Genomic DNA, 24,492 nt, shown 5'->3' on the forward strand with positions numbered 1-24,492 from the left:
CCTGACGGGCATGAGCACCTTCCCCGTGACCACCTGGTCCCTGGAGCAGACCGCCCCGACCGACCTGCTGCCGGCCGCCGCGCCGGACGGGGACGTGCGGATCGTCCGCTCCGAGCTGCCCTCCCCCGAGTTCAGCCGCTTCCTGTACGCCTCCGTCGGCGGCGACATCCGCTGGATCGACCGGCTCGGCTGGCCGTACGCGCGCTGGGAGCAGTATCTGGACCGGCCGGGCGTGGAGACGTGGGTCGCGTACGAGCGCGGGACGCCCGCCGGGTACGTGGAGCTGGACCCGCAGGACGACGGGGTCGTGGAGATCGCCTACTTCGGGCTGATCCCCGCCTTCCGGGGCCGGCGGATCGGCGGTCACCTGCTGGCGCACGGCGCCGCCCGCGCCTGGGATCTCGCGGACCGCTGGCCGGGAATCCCCCCGACCAAGCGGGTCTGGCTGCATACATGCAGCAAGGACGGGGAGCACGCCATGGACAACTATCTCCGCCGGGGCTTCACGCTCTTCGACACCAAGGTCGAGGAGGAGCGGGAGGTGGCCACGCCGGGTCCCTGGCCCGGGGCATACCCCGCCTGACCTGCGCGGACAAGACCGCGTGCGGCGCATGTGACCGATGACACCCGCGTCTCGCACTTCGAGACCAGGGTGTCCGCATGTCGGACGAAGCTGGACTGTGTCCAGATCGCCATGACACGCTTCCGTCATGTCCGGAACTGGAATTGCCTTGGTGAGTCGGCGGCACGTCGATCTCGGCCGCATGTCCAGCGCCATCTGTCCGGTGAGCTGAGAGCCGCAGCGACACCGACATCTCCTGCATACGCCTCACCCCGCGCAACGACGCGCACGTACACGCATGCGCCCGTACCCGCAGGTAAGAGCCGCTCCCGTCTGTCCCGGAGGACCCAGAAACATGGCCGCCACCCCGCAGAACCCTGCCGCCGCAGCGCCCCGCCGCAAGGTGAGCCGTCACCGCGGTGAGGGTCAGTGGGCAGCGGGACACTTCACCCCGCTCAACGGCAACGAGCAGTTCAAGAAGGACGACGACGGTCTCAATGTGCGGACACGCATTGAGACGATCTATTCCAAGCGCGGCTTCGACTCGATCGACCCGAACGACCTGCGTGGCCGGATGCGCTGGTGGGGTCTCTACACCCAGCGCAAGCCCGGGATCGACGGCGGCAAGACCGCGATCCTGGAGCCGGAGGAGCTGGACGACAAGTACTTCATGCTGCGCGTCCGCATCGACGGCGGCCGGCTGACCACGGAGCAGCTGCGGGTGATCGGCGAGATCTCGCAGGAGTTCGCGCGCGGCACGGCCGACCTCACCGACCGGCAGAACGTGCAGTACCACTGGATCCGCATCGAGGACGTGCCCGAGATCTGGAACCGCCTGGAGGCGGTCGGTCTCTCCACCACCGAGGCCTGCGGTGACACGCCCCGCGTGATCCTCGGCTCGCCCGTCGCCGGCATCGCCGAGGACGAGATCATCGACGGCACCCCGGCCATCGACGAGATCCACAGCCGCTACATCGGCACCAAGGAATTCTCCAACCTGCCGCGCAAGTTCAAGACCGCGGTCTCCGGCTCCCCGCTCCTGGACGTGGCCCACGAGATCAACGACATCGCGTTCGTCGGCGTCGAGCACCCCGAGCACGGTCCCGGCTTCGACCTGTGGGTCGGCGGCGGCCTGTCCACCAACCCGAAGATCGGCGTCCGGCTCGGCGCCTGGGTCCCCCTGGACGAGGTCCCTGACGTCTGGGCCGGCGTCATCGGCATCTTCCGCGACTACGGCTACCGGCGCCTGCGCACCCGCGCCCGCCTGAAGTTCCTCGTCGCCGACTGGGGCCAGGAGAAGTTCCGCCAGGTCCTTGAGGACGAGTACCTGAAGCGCAAGCTCGTCGACGGCCCCGCGCCCGCCCAGCCGGTGGCCCGCTGGCGCGACCACGTCGGCGTCCACCGCCAGCAGGACGGACGTTTCTACGTCGGTTTCGCGCCGCGTGTCGGCCGGATCGACGGCGCCACGCTCACGAAGATCGCCGAGCTGGCCGAGGCGCACGGCTCGGGCCGGGTCCGTACCACCGTCGAGCAGAAGATGATCGTGCTCGACGTCGAGGAGGGCCAGGTCGACTCGCTGGTCGAGGGCCTCGCCGCGCTCGACCTGACCGCCAGGCCCTCCTCCTTCCGGCGCGGCACCATGGCCTGCACCGGCATCGAGTACTGCAAGCTCGCCATCGTCGAGACCAAGGCGCGCGGCGCCGCGCTGATCGACGAACTGGAGCGCCGCATCCCGGAGTTCGACGAGCCGATCACCATCAACATCAACGGCTGCCCGAACGCCTGCGCCCGCATCCAGGTCGCGGACATCGGTCTCAAGGGCCAGTTGGTCCTCAACGACAAGGGCGAGCAGGTCGAGGGCTTCCAGGTGCACCTCGGCGGCGCGCTCGGTCTGGAGGCCGGGTTCGGCCGCAAGGTCCGTGGTCTGAAGGTGACTTCGGAGGAGCTGACCGACTACGTCGAGCGCGTCCTGAAGCGGTTCCAGGCCGAGCGCGAGGACGGCGAGCGGTTCGCGACCTGGGCCACCCGCGCCTCCGAGGAGGCCCTGTCGTGAGCGAGCGGGCGGCCCCCTTCTACTGCCCCTACTGCGGCGACGAGGACCTGCGTCCCAGCGAGCAGGGCCACGGCGCGTGGGAATGCGGAGCGTGCAATCGAGCCTTCCAGTTGAAGTTCCTCGGGCTGCTGTCCCGAGGGCTTCAGCGCACCGAAACGGGAGGGGACGAGATATGACCACCGTTCAGGAAGACCGCACGACCGACGACTTGAAGGCCCTTGCCGAGCAGGCGGGCCGCGACCTGGAGGACGCCTCCGCGCTGGAGATCCTCCAGTGGGCCGTCGACACCTTCGGCAAGCGGTTCTGCGTGACCTCCTCCATGGAGGACGCGGTGGTCGCCCACCTCGCCTCCCGGGCCAGGCCCGGCGTGGACGTCGTGTTCCTCGACACCGGCTACCACTTCCCCGAGACCATCGGCACCCGCGACGCGGTCGAGGCCGTGATGGACGTCAACGTCATCACGCTCACCCCGCGTCGGACGGTCGCCGAGCAGGACGCGGAGTACGGCCCCAGGCTGCACGACCGCGACCCGGACCTGTGCTGCAAGCTGCGCAAGGTCCAGCCCCTGGAGCAGGGCCTGACCGCGTACACGGCCTGGGCGACCGGACTGCGCCGCGACGAGTCCCCGACCCGGGCGAACACCCCGGTCGTCGGCTGGGACGAGAAGCGGCAGAAGGTCAAGGTCTCGCCGATCGCCCGCTGGACCCAGGACGACGTGGACGCCTACGTCGCCGAACACGGCGTACTGACCAACCCGTTGCTGATGGACGGCTACGCGTCCGTCGGCTGCGCCCCCTGCACGCGCCGCGTCCTTGAGGGCGAGGACGCCCGGGCCGGGCGCTGGGCGGGCCGCAACAAGACCGAGTGCGGGCTGCACGGCTGACCATGACGACCACTCAGGAGATACAGGAGACACACGTGACGACCGGAGCCACCGTCTGGCTCACGGGTCTGCCGAGCGCCGGCAAGACCACCATCGCCTACGAGCTGGCCGGCCGGCTGCGCGAGGAGGGCCACCGCGTCGAGGTGCTCGACGGGGACGAGATCCGCGAGTTCATCTCCGCGGGCCTCGGCTTCTCCCGCGCGGACCGGCACACCAACGTGCAGCGGATCGGCTTCCTCGCCGAACTGCTCGCCCGTAACGGCGTGAAGGCGCTGGTCCCGGTCATCGCGCCCTATGCGGACAGCCGCGAGGAGGTGCGCAAGCGCCACCAGGAGAGCGGTGCCGCGTACCTGGAGGTGCATGTGGCGACCCCGGTCGAGGTGTGCTCCGAGCGCGACGTGAAGGGTCTGTACGCCAAGCAGGCGGCGGGTGAACTCAGCGGGCTCACCGGGGTCGACGACCCCTATGAGGCGCCCGAGTCGCCCGACCTGCGCATCGAGTCCCAGCACCAGACCGTCCAGGAGTCCGCGGCCGCACTCCACGCGCTGCTCACCGAGAGGGGCCTGGCATGACGACCGTCGCCACGACGGAGGACGGTACGGCCAGTCCGTACGCCCTCTCCCACCTGGACGCGCTGGAGTCCGAGGCGGTGCACATCTTCCGCGAGGTGGCCGGCGAGTTCGAGCGCCCGGTGATCCTCTTCTCCGGCGGCAAGGACTCCATCGTCATGCTGCACCTGGCGCTGAAGGCGTTCGCGCCCGCGCCGATTCCCTTCTCGCTGCTGCACGTCGACACCGGGCACAACTTCCCCGAGGTCCTCGAATACCGGGACCGCACGGTCGAGAAGCACGGGCTGCGGCTGCATGTGGCCTCCGTGCAGGACTACATCGACCGGGGCGTGCTCAAGGAGCGTCCCGACGGAACCCGTAATCCGCTCCAGACGCTGCCGTTGACCGAGAAGATCCAGGCCGAGAAGTTCGACGCGGTCTTCGGTGGCGGGCGGCGGGACGAGGAGAAGGCCCGGGCCAAGGAGCGGGTGTTCAGCCTGCGGGACGAGTTCTCGCAGTGGGATCCGCGCCGGCAGCGGCCCGAGCTGTGGAACCTGTACAACGGCCGCCACGCGCCCGGCGAACACGTCCGCGTCTTCCCGCTCTCCAACTGGACCGAACTGGACGTCTGGCAGTACATCGCCCGTGAGGGCATCGAGCTGCCGCAGATCTACTTCGCGCACGAGCGCGAGGTGTTCCAGCGGGCCGGTATGTGGCTGACCGCGGGCGAGTGGGGCGGGCCGCGCGCGAGCGAGACCGTCGAGAAGCGGCTCGTGCGCTACCGGACCGTCGGTGACATGTCCTGCACGGGCGCCGTCGACTCCGACGCGACCACGCTGGACACCGTCATCGCCGAGATCACCGCCTCCCGGCTGACCGAGCGCGGCGCGACCCGGGCCGACGACAAGCTGTCCGAGGCCGCGATGGAAGACCGCAAGCGCGAGGGGTACTTCTAAGCATGAGCACCACCACGGAGATCACGGGACTCACCGAGACGACCCTGCTGCGGTTCGCGACGGCCGGTTCCGTCGACGACGGCAAGTCGACGCTCGTCGGGCGCCTGTTGCACGACTCCAAGTCGATCCTCACCGATCAGCTGGAGGCCGTGGAGCGTGCCTCGGCGAGCCGCGGCGCCGAGGGCCCGGACCTCGCGCTGCTGACCGACGGGCTGCGCGCCGAGCGCGAGCAGGGCATCACCATCGACGTCGCCTACCGCTACTTCGCCACCCCCAAGCGGCGGTTCATCCTCGCCGACACCCCCGGCCACGTGCAGTACACCCGCAACATGGTCACCGGTGCCTCCACGGCCGAGCTGACGGTGATCCTGGTGGACGCGCGCAACGGCGTGGTGGAGCAGACCCGCCGGCACGCGGCGATCGCGGCCCTGCTGCGTGTCCCGCACGCGGTGCTCGCCGTCAACAAGATGGACCTGGTCGAGTACAAGGAGTCCGTCTTCGCCGCGATCGCCGAGGAATTCACGGCGTACGCCCACGAGTTGGGCGTCCCGGAGGTCACCGCGATCCCGATCTCGGCGCTCGCCGGTGACAACGTGGTGGAGCCGTCCGCGAACATGGACTGGTACGGCGGCCCGACGGTCCTGGAGCACCTGGAGACAGTGCCGGTCGCCCACGACCTGAGCCACTGCCACGCCCGGCTGCCCGTGCAGTACGTGATCCGGCCGCAGACCGCCGAGCACCCGGACTACCGGGGCTACGCGGGCCAGATCGCCGCCGGCAGCTTCCACGTCGGCGAGCCCGTCACCGTACTGCCCTCGGGCCGTGCCTCCCGGATCGCCGCCATCGACCTGCTCGGCGAGCCGGTCGACGCCGCCTGGACCACGCAGTCGGTGACCCTCCTGCTGGAGGACGACATCGACATCTCGCGCGGCGACCTGATCGTGCCCAGCAAGGACGCCCCGGCGACCACGCAGGACGTCGAGGCGACCGTGTGCCATGTCGCCGACCAGCCGCTCACCGTCGGCCACCGGGTGCTGCTCAAGCACGGCACCCGCACGGTCAAGGCGATCGTCAAGGACATCCCGTCCCGTCTCACGCTCGACGACCTGTCCCTGCACCCGCACCCGGGACAGCTCGTCGCCAACGACATCGGCCGGGTGAAGATCCGCACCGCGGAACCCCTGCCGGTGGACTCCTACGCCGACTCCCGGCGCACGGGCTCGTTCATCCTGATCGACCCGAACGACGGCACCACGCTCACCGCCGGCATGGTCGGCGAGTCGTTCGCGTCCCCGGAACCGGTCAAGAACGAGAACGACGACGACAGTTGGGACTTCTGACATGAACTCCCCCGACTTCTACTCCACGTTCGCCAAGGAGGGCGGCCGCGTCGGCAGCGGCGCCCTCGGCAGCGGGCAGGGCGGAGTCGCGCGATGTGTGCGCTGACGTACGCGCACCGCTTGCGCGCCCAATCCCCCCACCCGACGTCCCGGACACGACGAAGACCCCCGCCGAACTTCCCGGCCACGACCTGAGAGACCGTGACCCGCCGGGCCAACGAGAGGAACGCCTCCCGTGCCTGCCAACCGCTCACCATTCCTCCGCCGCGGCATCGCCGTGGTCGCCGCACTTCCCCTGCTGGCGCTCGCCGCCTGCGGCTACGGGTCGGACTCCAAGGACGACACCTCGGGCACCAAGGTCGCCGCCGGGTCCAAGAAGATCGACGGCCTCGACTCCGTCAAGATCGGCTACTTCGGCAACCTGACCCACGCCACCGCGCTCGTGGGCGTGCAGAAGGGCTTCTTCCAGAAGGAGCTGGGCGCCACCAAGGTCGCGCCCGCCATCTTCAACGCGGGCCCCTCGGAGATCGAGGCGCTGAACGCGGGCTCCATCGACATCGGCTGGATCGGCCCCTCGCCGTCGATCAACGGCTACACCAAGTCCAACGGCAAGAGCCTGAAGATCATCGGCGGTTCGGCCTCGGGCGGCGTGAAGCTGGTCGTCAACCCGAAGAAGATCAAGTCCCTGAAGGACGTCAAGGGCAAGAAGATCGCGACGCCCCAGCTGGGCAACACGCAGGACGTGGCGTTCCTCAACTGGGCCGCCGACCAGGGCTGGAAGGTCGACGCGCAGAGCGGCAAGGGTGACGTCACCGTCGTCCGCACCGACAACAAGATCACGCCGGACGCCTACAAGGCCGGTTCCATCGACGGCGCCTGGGTGCCGGAGCCGACCGCGTCCAAGCTGGTCGCCGAGGGCGCCAAGGTGCTCCTCGACGAGTCGGACCTGTGGCCGGACAAGAAGTTCGTGATCACGAACATCATCGTGTCGCAGAAGTTCCTCAAGGCGCACCCCAAGGCCGTCGAGGCCGTGCTGAAGGCCTCCGTCGAGACCAACAAGTGGATCAACGCCAACCCGGACGCGGCGAAGGCCTCGGCGAACAAGCAGCTGGAGATCGACTCCGGCAAGGCGCTGCCCGCCGACGTCCTGGACCCGGCGTGGAAGTCGATCCAGATCACCAACGACCCGCTGGCCTCCACCCTCAACTCCGAGGCGGAGCACGCGGTCAAGGCCGGTCTGCTGGAGAAGCCGAACCTGGACGGCATCTACGACCTCACGCTCCTGAACAAGGTCCTCAAGGCCGCGGGTGAGAGCCCGGTCGACGCCGCCGGTCTCGGCACCAGCTGACGTACCCGACGAGTCCCAGGAGGTGACGACCATGGCCACGACCACGACACTCGCCAAGGCCGACGAGTCCGTCGAGTACGCCGCACGCCTTGAGCATGTCTCGAAGTCCTTCGCGACGCCGGGCGGGCAGCAGCTCGTGCTGGACGACATCAGCATCGATGTCGCTCCGGGCGAGTTCGTCACCCTCCTGGGCGCCTCGGGCTGCGGCAAGTCCACGCTGCTGAACCTGGTGGCGGGCCTCGACCGGCCCACCGGCGGCTCCATCACGACGGAGGGCCGCCCGGCCCTGATGTTCCAGGAGCACGCCCTCTTCCCGTGGCTGACCGCGGGCAAGAACATCGAACTCGCCCTGAAGCTCAGGGGAGTTCCCAAGCCGGAGCGGCGCGGCAGGGCCGAGGAACTGCTCGAACTGGTCCGGCTGACGGACGCGTACGGCAAGCGCGTGCACGAACTGTCCGGCGGTATGCGCCAACGCGTGGCGCTGGCCCGCTCGTTGGCGCAGCAGAGCAACCTGCTGCTGATGGACGAGCCGTTCGCCGCGCTCGACGCCATCACGCGGGACGTGATGCACGACGAGATCACCCGGATCTGGGCGGAGACCGGGATCTCCGTCCTGTTCGTCACCCACAACGTGCGTGAGGCGGTGCGGCTCGCGCAGCGGGTGATCCTGCTCTCCTCCCGGCCCGGCCGGATCGCGCGCGAGTGGACGGTCGACATCCCCCAGCCGCGCCGCATCGAGGACGCGCCCGTGGCCGAACTGTCCCTTGAGATCACCGATGTCCTGCGTGGGGAGATCCGCCGTCATGGCCAGCACTGAGACGACACCGGTCCAGGACGCCGGCGCCGGCAACGGCAGCGTCGAGGCGGGCCTGGACGCACTGGAGACCGCGACCACCGGCCGCCCGACCTTCCGGCAGACCTTCGTCAACAAGATCCTGCCGCCGATCATCGCGCTCGGGGTGGTCCTCGCCGTCTGGTTCATCCTGTACCCGATCGTGGACGACCCCTCCAAGCTGCCCTCCCCCGGCGCCGTGGGCAGCGCCTTCAAGGAGGCCTGGCTCGCGGGCGATCTGCTCGGCTACATCTGGACCAGCGTCTCGCGCGGTCTGCTCGGCTTCTTCTTCGCGCTGCTCATCGGCACCCCGCTGGGCCTGCTCGTGGCGCGGGTGAAGTTCATCCGCGCGGCCATCGGTCCGATCCTGTCCGGGCTCCAGTCCCTGCCGTCGGTGGCGTGGGTGCCGCCGGCCGTGATCTGGCTGGGCCTGAACAACTCGATGATGTACGCGGTGATCCTGCTGGGCGCGGTCCCCTCGATCGCCAACGGCCTTGTCTCCGGCGTCGATCAGGTGCCGCCGCTGTTCCTGCGCGCGGGCCGCACCATGGGCGCGACCGGGCTCAAGGGCATCTGGCATGTCACCCTGCCGGCCGCGCTGCCCGGCTATGTGGCCGGTCTCAAGCAGGGCTGGGCGTTCTCCTGGCGCTCGCTGATGGCGGCCGAGATCATCGCCAGTTTCCCCGATCTGGGCGTGGGTCTGGGCCAGTTGCTGGAGAACGCGCGCACCGCGAGCGACATGGCGATGGTGTTCGAGGCGATCCTGCTCATCCTGTTCGTCGGCATCGCGATCGACCTGCTGATCTTCAGTCCGCTGGAGCGGTGGGTACTGCGCAGCCGAGGCCTGCTGGTGAAGGGCTGAACAACGCCATGCGCTCCCCGGTCCTCCTCGTCATCGCCCACGGCAGCCGTGACCCACGGCATGCGGCGACCGTGCACGCCCTGGTACGGCGGGTACGGGCGGCGCGGCCGGGGGTGCGGGTGGAGACCGGCTTCCTGGACTTCAACATCCCGTCTGTTCAAGGGGTGTTGGAGTCACTGGACGCGGAGGGTGTGCGTGACGTCGTGGCCCTGCCGCTGCTGCTGACACGGGCGTTCCACGCGAAGTCCGACATCCCGGCGGTGCTGGGGTCCGCGCCGGCGCGGTTGCGGATTCGGCAGGCGGAGGTGCTGGGCCCGTCCCCCCTGCTCCTCGCCGCCCTCGAACGGCGTCTGTACGAGGCGGGGTTGACGCCCGCCGACAGGTCCTCGACCGGGGTCGTGCTGGCCTCGGCGGGGTCCAGCGACCCGGAGGCGATCGCGGTGATCGCGGACATCGCGCGGGAGTGGCGGGACACCGGTTGGCGCGCCGTGCGGCCGGCGTTCGCCTCCGCGTCCCTTCCCCGGACCGAGGACGCGGTACGGGAACTCAGGGCGTCGGGCTGTGCGCGGGTGGCCGTCGCCCCCTACGTTCTCGCCCCCGGCTTCCTGCCGGACCGCATCGCGCGGGGCGCGGCGGAGGCGGACGTACTCGCCGATGTGCTCGGTCCGGCGCCGGAGGTGGCCCGGGTGCTGCTGGAGCGGTACGACGCGGCTCGGGTGCCGCGGCTGGCGGCCGTCGGCGCCTGATCGAGCGGGGCCGGTCCCTACCGCCCTGTCCGTCCTGTGCGCGAGCCGGGTCGTGCCGTCCCGCCGTGCTCGGGGCACGGCGGGACGGGGTGTCGGCTGCCGGACCTGGTGGCTTCAGGACCTGGTGGTCGCCTTGACCGTGGCCGTCGGCCCGGTGCCCGCCGCTGTCACCGCGACGACCGTCACGGTGTACGAGGTCGCGGGCTTCAGGCCGCCGATCACCCGGAACATGCTCTTGGCGGAGGGCTGGGTGACCAGGACGTCCCGGCCGGTGACGTCGATCGGGTCACGGCCGTCGGAGACGGTCACCCGGTAGCCGGTGATCTTCGCGTCCCCGATCGCGGTGGGCGGGGTCCAGGCGAGGGTGGCCGCCGTGGACGCCGTGCGCAGCTTGGGACTTGTGGGTGCGCCGGGCAGGGCGACCGCCGCCGTGGGAGTCAGCGGCAGCGAGGCGAGGGACGGGGCGCTGCTGCCGTACGCGTTGTTCGCCGCGACCGTCACCGTGAACGGGCCGCCGGACGACGGCAGTTCATCGACGCGTACCAGCGCCATCCGCTTGAACTCGGCTGCCTGCACGTCCTGTCGGGCCACCGGTGTGCCCGAGGCGTCGTACACCCGTGCCGTGTACGAACGCACCGGCGAACCCCCGTCGGCGAAGGTCGGGTTGAAGGTGACGTACAGCGCGTCCGTGCCCGCCGTGCTGGTCCCGACCCGGGACGGCGCCTCGGGGACGGACGCCGCTGCGATCCGGCGGTCGAGCAACCCCCGGTAGGCGGGTTCGAGTCCGGCGTTGTCGAGGATCTGCGACGGCACGTCGGACAGGGCGGCCATGGTCTTGTTGCCCGTCGTCACCAGCCCCTTGTTGTCACCGTCGGCCGTGCCCTCCTCCCACCAGTTGTCCTTGACGAGGGTCGGGTCGTTGTTGCCGAGGGCGTCGCGGTAGTCCGTGTGGCGGGAGGCGACGTTGGCGTAGGAGGCGTGGTAGAGGACGTTGCCCTCGACGGTCTCGTAGGTGCAGCCGTTGTCGGTGTAGACGTTCTTGCCCAGGCCCCACTGGTCGTGGATGACGTTTCCGGTGACCTTCTCGCCGTCCGTCATGGATGTCCCCGTCAGCCCTTGGGTGTAGATGCCTCCACCGTCGTCGAGCATCTGCATGTAGTCGTGGACGAGGTTGTCCCGCACGGTGTTGTCGTGGCTCGCGTTGGGAGTGGCCGGGTCCCCTATCTTGTCGGGCCAGCCGCCCCAGCCCATCGAGATCGCCGAGTAGCCGACGTGGTCGATCTGGTTGTGGGCGATGGTGTTGTGCTGGGTGTAGCCGTTGAGGACGGCGACACCGCCGTGGTACTCGCGGGGCAGGCCGTAGAGGTGGTTGTTCGTCACCTGCACGCCCGAGGCCGGCGTGCGGCCGTCCACTCCGCCGATCTCCAGGCCGTTGCCGGAGATGTCGGTGAAGATGCTTGCCCGGACCGAGGAGTCCTCGCTCCCGGTGCCCAAGTCCAGTCCAGCGGCGCCGAGGTGGGCGAAGACGTCGTCGGCGAACTCGATGCGCTGCCCGTACGCGAAGGACACGTTGCCGGGCATCTTGGTCCAGGACGCGAACGGGCATGTGCCGCCCTCGACGTACTGGCACAGGCCCTGTGTGGCCCAGCCCTGGTCACCGGTGACGGTGTAGCCGGCCTGGATCTCGGAGAAGCCCTCGGGCCGGGAGGGCGTCAGCCAGGTCGCGTAGCTGAACCGGATGCCGCGGAAGGCGAGGTCGTGCACGGGCGCGTCGGCCGTGCCCCGCCCGTCGACGAGTTGCTCGGCCGCGGCGGCCTCGACGTCGGCGCGGGCCAGGTTCTCGCCCTCGCGGGGCAGGTAGTAGACCTTGTGGGCACTCCGGTCGAGGTACCACTCGCCGGGCTGGTCGAGGAGTTCGTAGGCGTTCTCGACGTACGTCGCCTTTCCGCTGTTCGTCAGATGCCCCGGGCCGACCATGCCGACCGTGCGCCCGGGGATGTCGGGGAACTCGACCCGCTTGTTGGAGTTGTCCCAGCAGGGCTGGACCATCGTGATCGTGGTGCCCTCGGCCGAGGCGATCCGGCAGCGCGGTTCGGTCCACTGGCCGAGGCCGTTGCGCTCGATGTTCCACAGGGCCTCGCCGCTGGTGTAGACGAACTCGGCGTCCGCGGGGTGCTTCCAGTGGGCGATGGTGTCGGAGGAGGCGGTGTAGCCGGCCGCCGTCTGCGTCAGTTGGACGGGTACGGCGCCACGGGCGCGCTGGGCGCGCACTCCGTCGACGTACAACTGCCGTGTATCGGTGAGTCCTTGGGGTGCGGGGGCGGACCACAGCCCCTTGCGGTCCGGGACCTGGCGCCAGCCGACGACCTGGCGGCCGCCGCTGACCTCGGTGTCTCCGGTGCCCTGCCAGATCACCCGGTGGCCGTTCGTGCCGGAGTCGCGGGCGTCGAGGGTGAGCGGACCCGACTGGCGGTAGGTGCCGGAGGCGAGGTGGACCGTGAGGTCGGACCTCAGCCGGCCGGCCCGGGTGCGGACCAGGTCGCGGGCGCGCTGCAGGGTGCGGACGGGATGTCGTGCGCTGCCGTCGGCGTGGTCGTCGCCGGTCGGTGAGACGTAGAGGTCGGGGGCCGCGGCCTGGGCCGGGACCGCGAGACCCGGGACCCCGAGGGCCAGTACAGCGGTGACAAGGGTGACGAGGGCGGCTCTTCGGTGCGTGGGCATATACCCCTCCCGTGGGATCAGCCTGAACCCAACGCCGGGAAAGGTAGGAGCATTTGTGGGGCACGGTCAATGAAGGAGGCAGAAAATGGTGAGACCGTCTCCCTCCGTAACTTGATTCATCCGATCAGTCGAAGCGAAGTGATCCCGTGCGTGTGCGCTTGAGCTCGAAGAAGTCGGGGTCGCCGGCCAGGACGCGGAAGCTGTCGAAGAGTTCGGCCGCGCGGGGTCCTCGCGGGATCGCGCGCAGGACGGGGCCGAACCACACCGTTCCGTCGACATGGATGGTGGGCGTGCCCACGTAGCCGCCGGAGTCGGGCTCGACGCCGGCCTCGTGGCTGCGGCGCACGGCGTCGTCGTACGCCGCGTCGCGCGCGGCGGCGGCCAGGTCGGCGGGGAGACCCAGTTCGGCGAGGGAGTCGGCGATCACCGCGTCGAAGTCCTCGGCCTTGTCCTCGTGGATGCGGGTGCCGAACGCGGTGTACAGATCGCGCAGGACCTTCTCCCCGTGCCGCTCGGCGGCGGCCACGGCGACCCGGACGGGGCCGATGGACTTGTCGACCAACTCCCGGTACCAGTCGGGGAGTTCGTTGCCGGCATTGTGCAGATACAGGCTCATGGCATGGAAGCGGAGGTCGAGCGGACGCGCGCGCTCGACCTCCAGCAGCCAGCGGGAGGTGATCCAGGCGAAGGGGCAGGCGGAGTCGAACCAGAAGTCGACACGGGTGACTGTGGCGGCGGATGCGTTGGTCGTCATGCCGTCGACACTAGGCGGCGATTGGATCGGCGTACTGAACCAATCGATCGAATATTTACTGGTCCACTCAGGGACCTTGCACAGACGCGACAGCCTCGTCGGCCCGCCGGACCAGTTCCCCGATCGGCATCGATCCCGCCGCGCGGCGCTCGCGCGCGAAGGTGTTGGCGAGCCGCTGGAGCAGGTCACTGAGCGGTGTCGGGACGCCGTGCAACCGGCCCAGGAGGACGATCTCGCCGTTGAGGTAGTCCGCCTCGATCGTGCCCGTGCCTCGGGTGAGGGACTGCCAGGTCGAGCCGCCTCCGCGCGGGGCGCCTTCCAAGGGGACCAGGTCCACCTTGTGGCCGCGCAGGGCTCGCTGTTCCTCGAGGCTCGCGTACGGGATTCCGGCGGCGTCCAGCACGGACTCGCCCTCGGCGCGGACCCGCTCGTAGAGTGCCTGCGCCTCCTCGCCGGTGACCGGGCCGGCGACCGCCTCCAGCGCGTTGCCGAGGTTGCCCAGGAGTTTGGCGTACTGCCAGCGGGAGACGTCCGGGACGACCGGGGCCTCGAAGTGGGACTTCTCCAGGTCGGCGGCGACCAGGCGGATGGTCTCGTCGGTGCCGTGCGGGTGGCGGCCGAGGTGGAGAATGCCGGTGAGAGGGGCGCCGCCCGCGGAGACGGAGCCGGGTTCCAGGAAGGTGGCCGGCAGCCAGACGCAGACGCCGTACACGTGCCGGAAGACCCGGAGGGCCAGGCGCTGGCCCTCGACGCCGTTCTGGGCGCAGAACAGGGGCAGGCGCTCGGCCGCCGTGCCGCCGCCGGCGACCGGTGCCGGTCCCCAGGCCGCGAGGGCGGCGACCGTGTCCTGGGCCTTGACGGCGAGGATCAGGACGTCGTCGGCGCGCAGTTCACCGAGTCCGTCGGGCCCCTCGACGGCCGGCAGGCGGTACGTGAACTCGCCGTCCGGAACCCGCAGTCGCAGGCCGCCGTCCCGCAGGGCCGCGAGGTGGGCGCCCCGCGCGACCAGGGCGACCTCGTGTCCGGCCCCCGCCAGGCGTCCGCCGATCGCACCGCCGACGGCACCTGCTCCGATGATGATGTAGCGCATGGCACGAGCCTCGCACAGCAATGTGTAGCGCTCATCAAAGGTTCGTGAAAGACCGATCGGTCCGACCCGGTCAGGCCGCCGGTGAGGTGAGCTCCACCAGCTTGGCCACGGTGTTCCAGTTGCGGGTCGTGGCGATCAGGCCTTTGTTGATGCGGGGCTTGGCGAGATGTTCGGCGAGCTTGGAGCGGCCGAGACCGTCGGGGGCGTAGAGGTACAGGGCGCGGTCGCCGAGGCGGAACTCCTCCGGGAGGTAGGTGTCCCGGCCGATCTCCGCGAAGCGGTCGGCGTCGACGGGGGCGGAGAAGTACGTGACGTGGAGTTGCTTGGGTTCGAGGTCCGCGGCCGGGAAGGGACAGGCCTCCGCGATCGCCGCCAGGTAGGTGTGGTCGCGCACGATCACGTCCACCGGGAAGCCGAACTGCTTCTCGATCGCCTCCGTGAGCTCCGCCGCCAACGACTCCTCGTCGCCGTGGGCGGTGGTGAAGACCGCCTGGCCGCTCTGCAGATGGGTGCGTACGCCGTCGTGGCCGAGGCCGTCCATGAGCTGACGCAGCTCGGCCATCGGGAGCTTCTTCCTGCCACCCACGTTGATCCCGCGCAGCAGCGCCGCGTACGTCGTCGTCATGCGCACACCATAAGACGGCCGTCGTGCCCCGTGGGGGTGGGCACGACGGCCGAGGCCGCGCGGGCGGAGTACGCGAGCGGGCTGCGCGAAACTCTCGTCGATGGGCGGGCCGGGGGCAACACCTCCACCCAGCTGTGACTTGTTCAATGAGGTTTCGTAATCACAAACCGGATCCTGCCCGACGGACCGGACACCCCGGCGGTCCGCGCCCTTGATGCCGGGCCCCCACCCCGGATAGATGTAGGGGCCCCTTGTCCTCCCAGACGGTGACACCCGGGGGTTTACCGGTGGGTCGTGGGGAGGACCCCGGCCGGAACACCTCACCGGCGAGCACGATGAGATGCGTTTACCCGGCCCATACCTTCGAAAGGACAGGTGGCGGCAGGGGTCGTCACCGTGACGAGGGGGCAAGCCCGTCATGGGGAACGGAGAATCGCGGGTGCGGGGCGTAGCGGCCCGAGCCGGTGGCTGGAGCGCTCGGCACCGTTGGGCGGCGATCGGCATATGGGTGCTGTTCGTCGTCCTGGCGATGGGGCTCGGTTCGGCCGCGGGGCGGGTCGACGTCAAGGACAGCGACCAGCTCAAGGGGGAGACACACACCGCAGCGAAGATCATCGAGGACGCGGGGATCGACGAGCCGGCCAGTGAGACGGTTCTCGTCCAGGCGAAGGGCGGCGGGGTCAAGGCGACGGACGCCCGCTTCCGGGCCGCTGTCGACGCGGTCGTCAAGGCGGTCGAGGGGACCGGCAAGGCCACGGACGTGACGTCGCCGTACGACACGGACACCATCTCCAAGGACGGGCGCAGCGCGCTGGTGCAGTTCGACATGCGCGGCGACTCCGAGACCGCGGGCGAGCGGGTGGAGCCGGTGCTGAAGGCCGTCGAGGGGGTGCAGAAGGAGCACGAGACGCTGCGGATCGAGGAGATCGGCGGCGCGAGCATGCAGAAGACCTTCGACGACGCCTTCGGGGACGACTTCAAGAAGGCCGAACTCTCCGCGGTGCCGGTGGCCCTCGGCATTCTGCTCATCGCCTTCGGCGCGCTGGTGGCCGCTCTGCTGCCGGTAGCTCTGGCGATCACCGCGATCGTGGCGACGATGGGTCTGATGGGCGTCGTCAGCCATGTGATGCCGATGAGCGACACCGCCAACTCCGTGATGCTGCTGGTCGGTCTGGCCGTCGGCGTCGACTACTGCCTGTTCTATCTGCGCCGTGAGCGCGAGGAGCGCGCCGCCGGCCACGACGCCGGCACGGCCCTGCGGATCGCCGCCGCCACCAGCGGCCGCGCGATCATCGTCTCCGGTGTCACGGTGTGCGTGGCGATGGCGGGCATGCTCTTCACCGGGCTCGCCGAGTTCGAGGCGATGGGCCTGGCCTCGCTGATGGTCGTGGCGGTCGCCATGGTCGGCTCCGTGACGGTGCTGCCCGCGGTGCTCTCGCTGCTGGGTGAGCGGGTCGAGAAGGGCCGTATCCCCTTCCTGCGCAAGGCCATGGAGCGCCGGGCCGCCCGCACGGGCGGGGAGAGCCGGTTCTGGACCGCCGTCCTGCGCGGGGTGCTCGCCAAGCCGCTGGTGGCGGTGCTGGTCGCGGCCGGCGCGCTGCTGGCGATCGCGGCGCCGGCGCTCGGCATGAAGACCCAGAACCTCACGCTGGACCAGGAGTTCGGGGACTCGCTGCCGATCGTGCAGACGTACAACCGCGTCAACGACGCCTTCCCGGGCGGCTCCGAGCCGGCCGAGGTGGTCGTCAAGGCGAAGGACATCAACGCACCCGCGGTGAAGTCCGCGCTCGCCGACTTCCGTGCGCGGGCGATCAGTTCGGGCGCCTCGCGCGGCCCGGTCGAGATCAAGCTGCACAACGCGCAGAACATCGCCTACGTCTACGTCCCGCTGGTCGGCGGCTCCGATCTGGACAAGGCGGGCGCGAGCCTGACGAAGCTGCGCGACGAGGTACGGCCCGCGACCCTGGGCAAGGTGGACGGCGTCCAGGCGCCGATCACCGGACAGGTCGCCGGCTCGCAGGACTTCAACGACCAGCTCGGCGGCGCCGTCGTCCCGGTCTTCGTGTTCGTGGTGGTCTTCGCCTTCGCGCTGATGCTGCTGTCGTTCCGGTCGCTGACGATCGCGATCACCTCGATCGTGCTCAACCTGCTGTCGGTGGGCGCCGCCTACGGCATCCTCGTGGCCGTCTTCCAGCACGGCTGGGGCGCGTCCCTGGTGGGCGCGGAGGGGGTCGGCGCGATCATCACCTGGCTGCCGCTGTTCCTCTTCGTGATCCTGTTCGGCCTGTCGATGGACTACCACGTGTTCGTGGTCTCGCGGATCCGCGAGGCGCGGCTGCGCGGGCGCACCACGCGGGACGCGATCCAGCACGGTGTGGTCACCACGGCCGGTGTCGTGACCAGCGCCGCGGTCATCATGGTCGCCGTGTTCGCGATCTTCGGGACGCTGTCCATGCAGTCCATGAAGCAGATGGGTGTCGGCCTGGCGGCCGCGGTGCTCATCGACGCGACGATCATCCGGGGCGTGCTGCTCCCCGCGGTGATGGCCCTGCTGGGCGAGCGCAACTGGTACTTCCCGAAGTGGATGAACCGGCTGCCCGACCTCACGCACGACGAGTCCGCCGAACTCGCGGCGCCGCCGGTGGCGCGGGACGACGAGGGCGAGCGGGTCAGGGTCTGACCCTCCGCGGGGTCCGAACCCCCGCACACGGAGGGCCCGTTGGCATCCCGGGGGAGCCAGCGGGCCCTCTCCTATGCGCGTACGGCGGGCAGTTCGGCCTCGATCAGGTCCACCGCCCTTCGGGTACCCCCTTCTTGGGACATGTCGGTCTGGATCTCCTTGAGTCGGCGGGCCACTTCGGGGTCGTCGACCAGGGACAGGGCGGCCGTGCGCAGTGCTTCGGGCGTCGCCTCCTCCGTGGGCAGACGGCGGGCCACACCGAGGGACGTGAGCATGTCCGCGTTGCCGAACTGGTCGACGGCCTGCGGTACGGCGATCATCGGGGTGGCGGTGGCCAGCCCCTCCTGGCTGCCACCCGCTCCGGCGTGCGTCACGAACAGGTCGGCCTGCTTGAGGATCGCCAACTGCGGGACCCACGAGTGGACTTCCACGTTCGCCGGTACGTCACCGAGGACCGCGGGGTCCACGTGCCGGCCGATCTGCAGGACGAGGTGCCAGCCCGGCAGCCCGCCGAACGCCTCGACACAGGCCCGGTAGAAGTCGGGCCGGTCGGTGAAGCTCGACCCGAGCGACACGAGCGCCACCTTGTCGGCATCCGCCGGCCGCCGCCACTCCCCCTCGGCCGCGCGGTCGCCCTGGCAGGCGCCGACGAAGGAGTACACCGACTCGTCGACCCGGTCGGCGTTCGGCTGCAGCGCCCTGGGGATCAGGACGATCGAACGGGCGGGGCGCCCCACGAACGGGTCCGGGTGCTCGGTGATCCCGTTCTCCTCCAGCCAGGCCCGGAAGCGGGCGTAGTAGGCCTGGCCACGCTCGGTCCTCCTCGGCTCGGCCCACATCGGCTCGGCGACCTCCTCCTCGTAGCCCTCCCAGGCCACGAGGTTGGGTGAGAGCGAGATCGCGGGTACGCCCCAGCGGTGGGCGAGGACCATCGCGGGGTACGCCGTGATGTCGTGCACGACGAGGTCCGGCTCGTCACCGTCGTAGGCCTCGATCAGTTGGGGCAGCGCCTGGATCGCGTCGTTCAGGAATAGCTCGACGTGGTCGAGGAGGGCGCTGCCCCAGTCCGCCGGATCGGCGTCGGGCCCCGGCAGCGTGGAGTGCCACACCTTGGGCTCGGCACCGGTCTCGGCGACCTTCTCCACGAACGCCGGTGGGATCGCGTAGGTGACCCGATGGCCACGGGCGACGAGCTCACGGATCACTTCGAGACTCGGGTTCACGTGGCCGTGGGCGGCGATGGAGAACATGGCGATGTGGGCGGGGCGAGGGCGGTCGGTCATGGGAGTGACCATAAGCGAGACGATACGTATCGTCTATTCATTTCTCCAGCACCTCGTGCAGCCGCAGCCACCTCCCGGGCGACACCTCCCCCACCAGCACCCGCGGATCCAGCCCCGCGGCCCGGAACGCGGCATCGACCCGGCGCCGGGGACGGGCCCGCCGCAGCGAGGCGTGCAACGAGCCGCCGACGCCCGAGAAGCCCAGCTCGACCAGGTGCCGCCAGCTCTCGTGCGCGGCCGGTTCGAGCAACGGGATACGGCGCCGCTCGATCCGGACGATCCCCCCGTCGACGCGCGGCACCGGCCGGAACCGGGTCCGTGCGACGCGACCGACCAGGCGCCATTCGAAGCGCGGCCAGCTGCGGACGGTGAGCAGGGTCCAACTGCCGTAGTCGCCGGTGCGTTTGCGGGCGTATTCGAGCTGGGTGAGCAGCGTGGCGTCGGTGAGGGCGGGTGCCCGCAGACACCAGTCGACGATGGCGGCGGTACGGGAGAAGGGCACGTTCCCGGCGACGGCGAAGGGCGTCCGTGGGGGCCGGGTGGCCGTGAAGTCCCCGGCGACCACGCGCACTTGGGGCGTGGCGGAGAAGCGGGTGCGGAGCTCGCGCACGAGTCGGGGGTCGATCTCGTGGGCGTGCAGCTCCCGGCAGCGGGGCACGAGACACGCGGTCAACGCGCCTTTCCCTGCCCCCACTTCGAGCAGCAGGGGTACCTGTCGTCCGCGCGGGACGGCGAGGCGGGCGACGTACTCGGCGGTGGCGCGGTCGGCGAGGAAGTTCTGCGAGAGCGCGCGAGAAGTCCGGGTGGGGCGGGCCATGGCCTGCGGTCCTTGTCTTCCGTGAAAGGGGAAAGGGCAGCCGAAGGCCCTGACCGGAAGACAGGAGGAATCACGGACCCCTGGGGGTCGGCGGTGAAGTCAGCGGGCGCGGGCGCCCGGGCCGGTCAGGGCACCGGAGCCGCGACGCATGCGGATCGCATGCGTGCAGCCCCGGCCGAGACCGGAGTCGAAAATCGCGTTGAAGGCCGCCATGGACGGCACGCTATGGGGTCCCCACGGCCCGGGCAACGGGAATATCCGCGTCAACGCTGATAGCGGGTGAGCACCAGGTTCCCGTCCTTCTCCAGCCGTTCACGCAGCTCGTCCAGGCCGATCGCCCCGCTGTAGTACTCCTGGAACGCGGGCGTCGCCACTTTGTCCTTCCACTCCGGATAGCCCCGCACGGACTGCGCGGGCGCCGGGCGCAGGTACCGCGCCAGGGCCGTGCCCGTGGCCCAGCCGTTCTCGGCGGTGTGCAGGGCCGGGGCCTTGAGGGCCTGGGTGCCGGTGGGCAGCATCCAGTCGCCGAGGGCGAGGCGCACCATGTTCTTGGGCCGCAGCAGGAAGTCGATGAACTGCGCGGCCTCCTTCTTGTGCGGGCTGTCCTCGGCGATGGACAGGGTCTGCGGGCTGACGCCCTGAGTCAGTCCGCCGGCGCCGGCCGGGGCGGGCAGCACCTGCCATGTGAAGCCCTTGGGTGCCTGCTGCACGATCTGCTGGCGGTAGGAGAAGCCGAGCGGGACCATCGCGTACCTGCCGCCGAAGAACCCGGGCAGGGTGTCCGAGCCGCCACTGCCGAGGGTCGAACTCGGCGCGCTGTCATCGGTGTTCACCTGGTCGTGCACCGTACGCGGCACCACCTCGTCGCTCGGCTCGAACCGGACGGTCACCTTGCCGTCGGCGCCCCGGTGGAAGAGCTGTCCGCCGCTCGACAGGGACAGGTTGAGCGTGGCGGAGACGGGCTCCTTCAGCGGCCAGGCGACGCCGTACTTCCCGTCCCCGCTGAGCTGACGGGTGACCTCTCTGAACTCCGTCCAGCTCCACGGGTGTTCGGGAGTCGGGATGCGTACGCCCGACTCCTTCAGCCAGGTCGCGTTGGCGATCAGCACGCGCGGCTCCTGGAGGAACGGCACGCCGTAGACGCCCTTACCGAAGGTCGCCGTCTCCCAACTCCGCTGCGGGATGTCGGACTTCAGCCGCTCGGGCAGCAGCTCTCGCAGATCGGCGAGGTAGCCGCCGTAGGCGAAGTCGGCCAGGTCGTCGGAGGCGTCATGGATGATGTCGGGCGCCTCACCGCCCTCGAAGGAGGTGAGGAGCTGGTCGTGGACGCTGTCCCAACTGCCCTGGACGTACTCGACCTTGACGTCCGGGTGGGTCCTGTTCCACTCCGCGACCAGCTCCTTGTTGGCCTTGACCGACTCCTCCTGCCAGGCCAGGGACTGGAAGCGGAGGGTGATACGCCCGTCGGCCGAGTCACCGCCCCCGCTCGTGCAGCCGGCCAGCAGGAGGGCCAGCGCGGTCAGGAGAGCCGTGACCGCGGGGAGGATGCCGGTTGTCCTGCCGCGCATCAGTTCTTCACCGCCCCGGTGAGCATGCCGCCGGTGATCCGGCGTTGGATGACCGCGAAGACGACCAGTGAGGGCAGGGTCGCGAGGAAGGCCGCCGCCGCGAGCGGGCCGAGGTCCGCCACGCCCTCGGCGCCGATGAAGTGGGTGAGCACCACCGGCAGGGTCTGTTTGTCGGAGGTCTTCAGCAGGACCAGCGCGAAGAAGAACTCGTTCCACGCGGTGACGAAGGCGAACAGCGCGGTCGCCACGATCCCGGGCATGAGCAGCGGCGCCACCACCGACACCAGCGTGCGCAGCCGCCCGGCCCCGTCGACCGCGGCCGCCTCCTCCAACTCGGCCGGGACCGCCCGGACATAACCGGCCAGCATCCACAGCGAGAACGGCAGCGCCCAGACGACGTAGACGAGGATCAGTCCGACCAGGGAGTCGATCAGGCGCAGGTTCTTCAGCACCAGGAAGAGCGGGATGATCACCAGGACGAGCGGGAAGGCCTGGCTGACCACCACCCAGCCGGTCGCGGCCCGGGTGAGCGGTCCGCGCTGCCGCGCCATGACGTAGGCCAGCGGGGTCGCGATGACCACGGCGACCAGCGCGGCACCGGCCGCGGCGAGCAGGGAGTTGAACGCCGCGTGCAGCAGGGGCTGTTCGTCGAAGGCCTGGCGGAAGTTGTCCAGGGTGGGGTGGTCGGGGATCCAGGTGGGGTGCAGACTGCCCAGCTCGCGCGGGGACTTGAAGGCGGTGGAGATGAGCCAGAGGAAGGGGAAGGCGAGGAAGACGAGATAGGCGAGCAGGGCCGCGTACTGGCCGACTCGGGCGCTGGTCCGGGTCCTCATGTGTCGTCGCCTCCCCTGAGGCGGCCCACCAGGAAGAGGGCGAGCAGCACCGAGATCGCGGCCACCATCACGCAGCCCATGGCCGCCGCGTAGCCGAACTGCCCGTAGCGGAAGGCCTCTTCGTAGGCGAACAGCATGGGCAGCCGGGTGCGGCCGCCGGGGCCGCCGCTGGTCAGCACGTAGACCAGGGCGAAGGAGTTGAAGTTCCAGATCAGGTTGAGGGCGGTGATGGCGAGGGCGATCGGTCTGAGGGCGGGCCAGGTGACCGTGCGGAAGCGGCGCCAGGCACCGGCGCCGTCGACCGCCGCCGCCTCGTGGAGTTCGCGCGGGGTGTTCTGCAGCCCGGCGAGCAGTGCGACCGTGGTCTGCGGCATGCCCGCCCAGACGCCTACGACGATCACCGCGGGCAGGGCGGTGCCCAGGCCGCTGAGCCAGTCCCGGCCGTCACCGAGGCCGAGGTCGCTCAGGGTCTCGTTGAGGACGCCCGCGTCCGGGTTGTAGACGAGCCGCCACATGATGCCGACGACGACCTCGGGCATGGCCCAGGGGACGATGGCGAGGGCGCGGGCCAGCCAACGCAGCCGCAGGTCCTGGTTGAGCAGCAGGGCGAGGCCGAGCGCGAGCAGGAACTGCGGCACGGTCACCCCGACGGCCCACACCAGCCCGATCCGGAAGGACTCCCAGAACAGGGTGTCGTGCAGCAGGTCCTGGAAGTTGAGACCGCCGATCCACTGGGTGGACCGGGTCCGGCCCGACTGGGCGTCGGTGAAGGCCAGCAGGATTCCGTAGAGCAGGGGTCCGACGCTGAGCACGAGGATCGGCAGCAAGGCGGGCAGCACGAGGAACCATGCGGTGCGTTCGCCGGGGCGCGCGGTCGGTCTCCCGGCATTCGACACCAGCGCCACGGAATCTTCCCCTTTGCTCGACTCTCCTTTGTCCGGCTCTCCCTTGTTCGGCGTGGCCAAACCCGGTCATGGTCGTGAAGGCGAACCACCTCGTCAAGGGCGTACGCACCAGGTCTCACCTGTATGGATGCGAGACTGAACGTCCGATGGCGAGAACCCGACCCCAACGCGAGGTCGAGCACGGAGGCGGACGATGGACGAGGCACGGGCGCGGGACGTACTGGCCGCGGCGGACGTACTGCCCGGCCCGGCGCGGGACGCGCGGCTCCTCGCCCTCGGTGAGAACGCGGTGTTCGCCGCCGGTGACCTGGTTGTCAAGGTGGGCCGCGACGCCGAACTCCTGGACCGGGCGCGCCGCGAACTGGATATCGCGCTGTGGCTCGCCGAGTCGGGCGTACCGGCGGTGCGCGCGGCACAGCCGAAGCCGCTGCTGGTCGAGGGTCATCCGGTGACCGTGTGGCACCGCATGCCCGATCCCGTACGCCCCGCCGAGCCCCGGGATTTGGCCGAACTGCTACGCCTCGTCCACGCCCTCCCCTCACCCGCCCCCGGCTCCCTCCCACTCCCGCCCCGCGAGCTGCTGGGCGGAGTGGAGCGCTGGCTGCGGCTCGCGGGCGACGCGATCGACCCGGCGGACGCGGCGTATCTGCGCGAGCGCCGGGACGGTTTCGCGTCGGCATCGGCCGCGCTCACCCCGCAGTTGCCGCCCGGCCCGATCCACGGCGACGCGCTGCCCCGCAATGTGCACGTCGGCCCGGACGGGCCGGTCCTGGTCGACCTGGAGACCTTCTCCGCCGATCTGCGTGAGCACGACCTGGTGGTGATGGCCCTCTCCCGCGACCGCTACGGCCTGCCGGCCGAGGCCTACGACTCCTTCACCGAGGCGTACGGCTGGGACGTGCGCGAGTGGGAGGGCTGCTCGGTGCTGCGGGGCGCCCGCGAGACGGCCAGCTGCGCCTGGGTCGCCCAGCACGCGCCGAGCAACCCCACGGCACGGGCCGAGTTCGAACGCCGGGTGGCGTCACTGCGGGACGGGGACGAGTCGGTGCGCTGGTATCCGTTCTGAGCCTTGCTCAGCCCTGCTGA

22 protein-coding genes and 1 pseudogene are annotated in these 24,492 nt (G+C 70.3%); 14 read left to right on the forward strand and 9 right to left on the reverse strand.

Translation table 11 applies throughout. The annotated features are described in order from the left end of the window. Positions 1-10 precede the first annotated feature (10 nt). The 12 genes from ACIQI8_RS07740 (at position 11) to ACIQI8_RS07795 (ending at position 10,130) form a co-directional block, all read left to right on the forward strand. The gene (locus tag ACIQI8_RS07740) at positions 11-583 is read left to right on the forward strand and encodes a GNAT family N-acetyltransferase (RefSeq protein ID WP_402345943.1); all 573 of its coding nucleotides are present in this window, start codon (positions 11-13) and stop codon (positions 581-583) included. Positions 584-710: 127 nt separating this feature from the next. Continuing rightward, positions 711-794 (forward strand): putative leader peptide, encoded by an 84-nt coding sequence (locus ACIQI8_RS07745; RefSeq protein WP_309474722.1) that lies wholly within the window; start codon positions 711-713, stop codon positions 792-794. Positions 795-917: 123 nt separating this feature from the next. Then, positions 918-2,615 (forward strand): nitrite/sulfite reductase, encoded by a 1,698-nt coding sequence (locus ACIQI8_RS07750; RefSeq protein WP_402345945.1) that lies wholly within the window; start codon positions 918-920, stop codon positions 2,613-2,615. After that, positions 2,612-2,791, forward strand: coding sequence for a hypothetical protein (locus tag ACIQI8_RS07755; RefSeq protein ID WP_123996898.1), 180 nt, complete (start codon positions 2,612-2,614; stop codon positions 2,789-2,791). Before ACIQI8_RS07750 ends, ACIQI8_RS07755 begins: the two co-directional genes overlap by 4 nt. After that, positions 2,788-3,498 (forward strand): phosphoadenylyl-sulfate reductase, encoded by a 711-nt coding sequence (locus ACIQI8_RS07760; RefSeq protein WP_402345948.1) that lies wholly within the window; start codon positions 2,788-2,790, stop codon positions 3,496-3,498. Before ACIQI8_RS07755 ends, ACIQI8_RS07760 begins: the two co-directional genes overlap by 4 nt. A gap of 2 nt (positions 3,499-3,500) precedes the next feature. Next, on the forward strand, positions 3,501-4,070 hold the full coding sequence (gene cysC, locus ACIQI8_RS07765) for an adenylyl-sulfate kinase (protein ID WP_402345950.1): 570 nt from the start codon (positions 3,501-3,503) through the stop codon (positions 4,068-4,070). Continuing rightward, on the forward strand, positions 4,067-5,002 hold the full coding sequence (cysD, locus tag ACIQI8_RS07770) for a sulfate adenylyltransferase subunit CysD (protein WP_402345952.1): 936 nt from the start codon (positions 4,067-4,069) through the stop codon (positions 5,000-5,002). Before cysC ends, cysD begins: the two co-directional genes overlap by 4 nt. A gap of 2 nt (positions 5,003-5,004) precedes the next feature. After that, positions 5,005-6,342 (forward strand): sulfate adenylyltransferase subunit 1, encoded by a 1,338-nt coding sequence (locus ACIQI8_RS07775; RefSeq protein ID WP_402345954.1) that lies wholly within the window; start codon positions 5,005-5,007, stop codon positions 6,340-6,342. A 235-nt stretch (positions 6,343-6,577) separates the two neighbouring features. Continuing rightward, positions 6,578-7,690, forward strand: coding sequence for an aliphatic sulfonate ABC transporter substrate-binding protein (locus ACIQI8_RS07780; protein WP_402345956.1), 1,113 nt, complete (start codon positions 6,578-6,580; stop codon positions 7,688-7,690). A 31-nt stretch (positions 7,691-7,721) separates the two neighbouring features. Continuing rightward, on the forward strand, positions 7,722-8,507 hold the full coding sequence (locus tag ACIQI8_RS07785; RefSeq protein ID WP_402345957.1) for an ABC transporter ATP-binding protein: 786 nt from the start codon (positions 7,722-7,724) through the stop codon (positions 8,505-8,507). Then, on the forward strand, positions 8,494-9,384 hold the full coding sequence (locus tag ACIQI8_RS07790) for an ABC transporter permease (protein ID WP_402345959.1): 891 nt from the start codon (positions 8,494-8,496) through the stop codon (positions 9,382-9,384). Before ACIQI8_RS07785 ends, ACIQI8_RS07790 begins: the two co-directional genes overlap by 14 nt. Positions 9,385-9,392: 8 nt before the next feature. Next, positions 9,393-10,130 (forward strand): sirohydrochlorin chelatase, encoded by a 738-nt coding sequence (locus ACIQI8_RS07795; RefSeq protein WP_402345960.1) that lies wholly within the window; start codon positions 9,393-9,395, stop codon positions 10,128-10,130. 114 nt (positions 10,131-10,244) lie between these two features. On the opposite strand, the gene ACIQI8_RS07800 is transcribed toward ACIQI8_RS07795, so the two are convergent. The 4 genes from ACIQI8_RS07800 to ACIQI8_RS07815 form a co-directional block, all read right to left on the reverse strand. Then, positions 10,245-12,851, reverse strand: coding sequence for a fibronectin type III domain-containing protein (locus tag ACIQI8_RS07800; protein ID WP_402345962.1), 2,607 nt, complete (start codon positions 12,849-12,851; stop codon positions 10,245-10,247). Positions 12,852-12,975: 124 nt separating this feature from the next. Next, the gene (locus tag ACIQI8_RS07805) at positions 12,976-13,605 is read right to left on the reverse strand and encodes a DsbA family protein (RefSeq protein ID WP_402345964.1); all 630 of its coding nucleotides are present in this window, start codon (positions 13,603-13,605) and stop codon (positions 12,976-12,978) included. Between the two features lie 67 nt (positions 13,606-13,672). Further along, entirely contained in the window at positions 13,673-14,695 is a 1,023-nt protein-coding gene (locus tag ACIQI8_RS07810) for a ketopantoate reductase family protein (protein WP_402345966.1), read from the reverse strand. Between the two features lie 70 nt (positions 14,696-14,765). After that, the gene (locus tag ACIQI8_RS07815) at positions 14,766-15,320 is read right to left on the reverse strand and encodes a DUF1697 domain-containing protein (protein WP_402345968.1); all 555 of its coding nucleotides are present in this window, start codon (positions 15,318-15,320) and stop codon (positions 14,766-14,768) included. A 418-nt stretch (positions 15,321-15,738) separates the two neighbouring features. Between ACIQI8_RS07815 and ACIQI8_RS07820 the strand changes: the two genes are divergently transcribed. Further along, positions 15,739-18,000, forward strand: coding sequence for an MMPL family transporter (locus ACIQI8_RS07820; RefSeq protein WP_402345969.1), 2,262 nt, complete (start codon positions 15,739-15,741; stop codon positions 17,998-18,000). Positions 18,001-18,071: 71 nt separating this feature from the next. Here the strand turns inward: ACIQI8_RS07820 and mgt are convergent. The 5 genes and pseudogenes from mgt to ACIQI8_RS07845 all read right to left on the reverse strand — a co-directional run bounded on the left by mgt (position 18,072) and on the right by ACIQI8_RS07845 (position 23,406). Beyond that, positions 18,072-19,320 (reverse strand): annotated as a pseudogene (gene mgt / locus ACIQI8_RS07825) (macrolide-inactivating glycosyltransferase). Further along, the gene (erm, locus tag ACIQI8_RS07830; protein WP_402345971.1) at positions 19,321-20,100 is read right to left on the reverse strand and encodes an ErmE/ErmH/ErmO/ErmR family 23S rRNA (adenine(2058)-N(6))-methyltransferase; all 780 of its coding nucleotides are present in this window, start codon (positions 20,098-20,100) and stop codon (positions 19,321-19,323) included. A gap of 263 nt (positions 20,101-20,363) precedes the next feature. Next, entirely contained in the window at positions 20,364-21,668 is a 1,305-nt protein-coding gene (locus ACIQI8_RS07835) for an ABC transporter substrate-binding protein (RefSeq protein WP_402345973.1), read from the reverse strand. Continuing rightward, positions 21,668-22,501 (reverse strand): carbohydrate ABC transporter permease, encoded by an 834-nt coding sequence (locus ACIQI8_RS07840; RefSeq protein WP_402345975.1) that lies wholly within the window; start codon positions 22,499-22,501, stop codon positions 21,668-21,670. Before ACIQI8_RS07840 ends, ACIQI8_RS07835 begins: the two co-directional genes overlap by 1 nt. Then, on the reverse strand, positions 22,498-23,406 hold the full coding sequence (locus ACIQI8_RS07845; RefSeq protein WP_402345976.1) for a carbohydrate ABC transporter permease: 909 nt from the start codon (positions 23,404-23,406) through the stop codon (positions 22,498-22,500). The genes ACIQI8_RS07840 and ACIQI8_RS07845 overlap by 4 nt, the downstream gene beginning before the upstream one ends. A 193-nt stretch (positions 23,407-23,599) precedes the next feature. Here ACIQI8_RS07845 and ACIQI8_RS07850 point away from each other — a divergent pair, with 193 nt between their 5' ends. Further along, the gene (locus ACIQI8_RS07850; RefSeq protein ID WP_402345978.1) at positions 23,600-24,472 is read left to right on the forward strand and encodes a phosphotransferase enzyme family protein; all 873 of its coding nucleotides are present in this window, start codon (positions 23,600-23,602) and stop codon (positions 24,470-24,472) included. The last annotated feature ends 20 nt before the right edge of the window (positions 24,473-24,492 follow it).

Origin of the sequence: Streptomyces sp. NPDC092369, assembly GCF_044755245.1 — a bacterium.
Lineage (GTDB): Bacteria > Actinomycetota > Actinomycetes > Streptomycetales > Streptomycetaceae > Streptomyces.

Bases quoted from the DNA above. Each gene is read 5' to 3' on its own strand.
- ACIQI8_RS07740 (WP_402345943.1), top strand. From the start codon at position 11: ATGAGCACCTTCCCCGTGACCACCTGGTCCCTGGAGCAGACCGCCCCG.
- ACIQI8_RS07745 (WP_309474722.1), top strand. From the start codon at position 711: ATGTCCGGAACTGGAATTGCCTTGGTGAGTCGGCGGCACGTCGATCTC.
- ACIQI8_RS07750 (WP_402345945.1), top strand. From the start codon at position 918: ATGGCCGCCACCCCGCAGAACCCTGCCGCCGCAGCGCCCCGCCGCAAG.
- ACIQI8_RS07760 (WP_402345948.1), top strand. From the start codon at position 2,788: ATGACCACCGTTCAGGAAGACCGCACGACCGACGACTTGAAGGCCCTT.
- cysC (WP_402345950.1), top strand. From the start codon at position 3,501: ATGACGACCACTCAGGAGATACAGGAGACACACGTGACGACCGGAGCC.
- cysD (WP_402345952.1), top strand. From the start codon at position 4,067: ATGACGACCGTCGCCACGACGGAGGACGGTACGGCCAGTCCGTACGCC.
- ACIQI8_RS07775 (WP_402345954.1), top strand. From the start codon at position 5,005: ATGAGCACCACCACGGAGATCACGGGACTCACCGAGACGACCCTGCTG.
- ACIQI8_RS07785 (WP_402345957.1), top strand. From the start codon at position 7,722: ATGGCCACGACCACGACACTCGCCAAGGCCGACGAGTCCGTCGAGTAC.
- ACIQI8_RS07790 (WP_402345959.1), top strand. From the start codon at position 8,494: ATGGCCAGCACTGAGACGACACCGGTCCAGGACGCCGGCGCCGGCAAC.
- ACIQI8_RS07795 (WP_402345960.1), top strand. From the start codon at position 9,393: ATGCGCTCCCCGGTCCTCCTCGTCATCGCCCACGGCAGCCGTGACCCA.
- ACIQI8_RS07800 (WP_402345962.1), bottom strand. From the start codon at position 12,851: ATGCCCACGCACCGAAGAGCCGCCCTCGTCACCCTTGTCACCGCTGTA.
- ACIQI8_RS07805 (WP_402345964.1), bottom strand. From the start codon at position 13,605: ATGACGACCAACGCATCCGCCGCCACAGTCACCCGTGTCGACTTCTGG.
- ACIQI8_RS07810 (WP_402345966.1), bottom strand. From the start codon at position 14,695: ATGCGCTACATCATCATCGGAGCAGGTGCCGTCGGCGGTGCGATCGGC.
- ACIQI8_RS07815 (WP_402345968.1), bottom strand. From the start codon at position 15,320: ATGACGACGACGTACGCGGCGCTGCTGCGCGGGATCAACGTGGGTGGC.
- ACIQI8_RS07820 (WP_402345969.1), top strand. From the start codon at position 15,739: ATGGGGAACGGAGAATCGCGGGTGCGGGGCGTAGCGGCCCGAGCCGGT.
- erm (WP_402345971.1), bottom strand. From the start codon at position 20,100: ATGGCCCGCCCCACCCGGACTTCTCGCGCGCTCTCGCAGAACTTCCTC.
- ACIQI8_RS07835 (WP_402345973.1), bottom strand. From the start codon at position 21,668: ATGCGCGGCAGGACAACCGGCATCCTCCCCGCGGTCACGGCTCTCCTG.
- ACIQI8_RS07840 (WP_402345975.1), bottom strand. From the start codon at position 22,501: ATGAGGACCCGGACCAGCGCCCGAGTCGGCCAGTACGCGGCCCTGCTC.
- ACIQI8_RS07850 (WP_402345978.1), top strand. From the start codon at position 23,600: ATGGACGAGGCACGGGCGCGGGACGTACTGGCCGCGGCGGACGTACTG.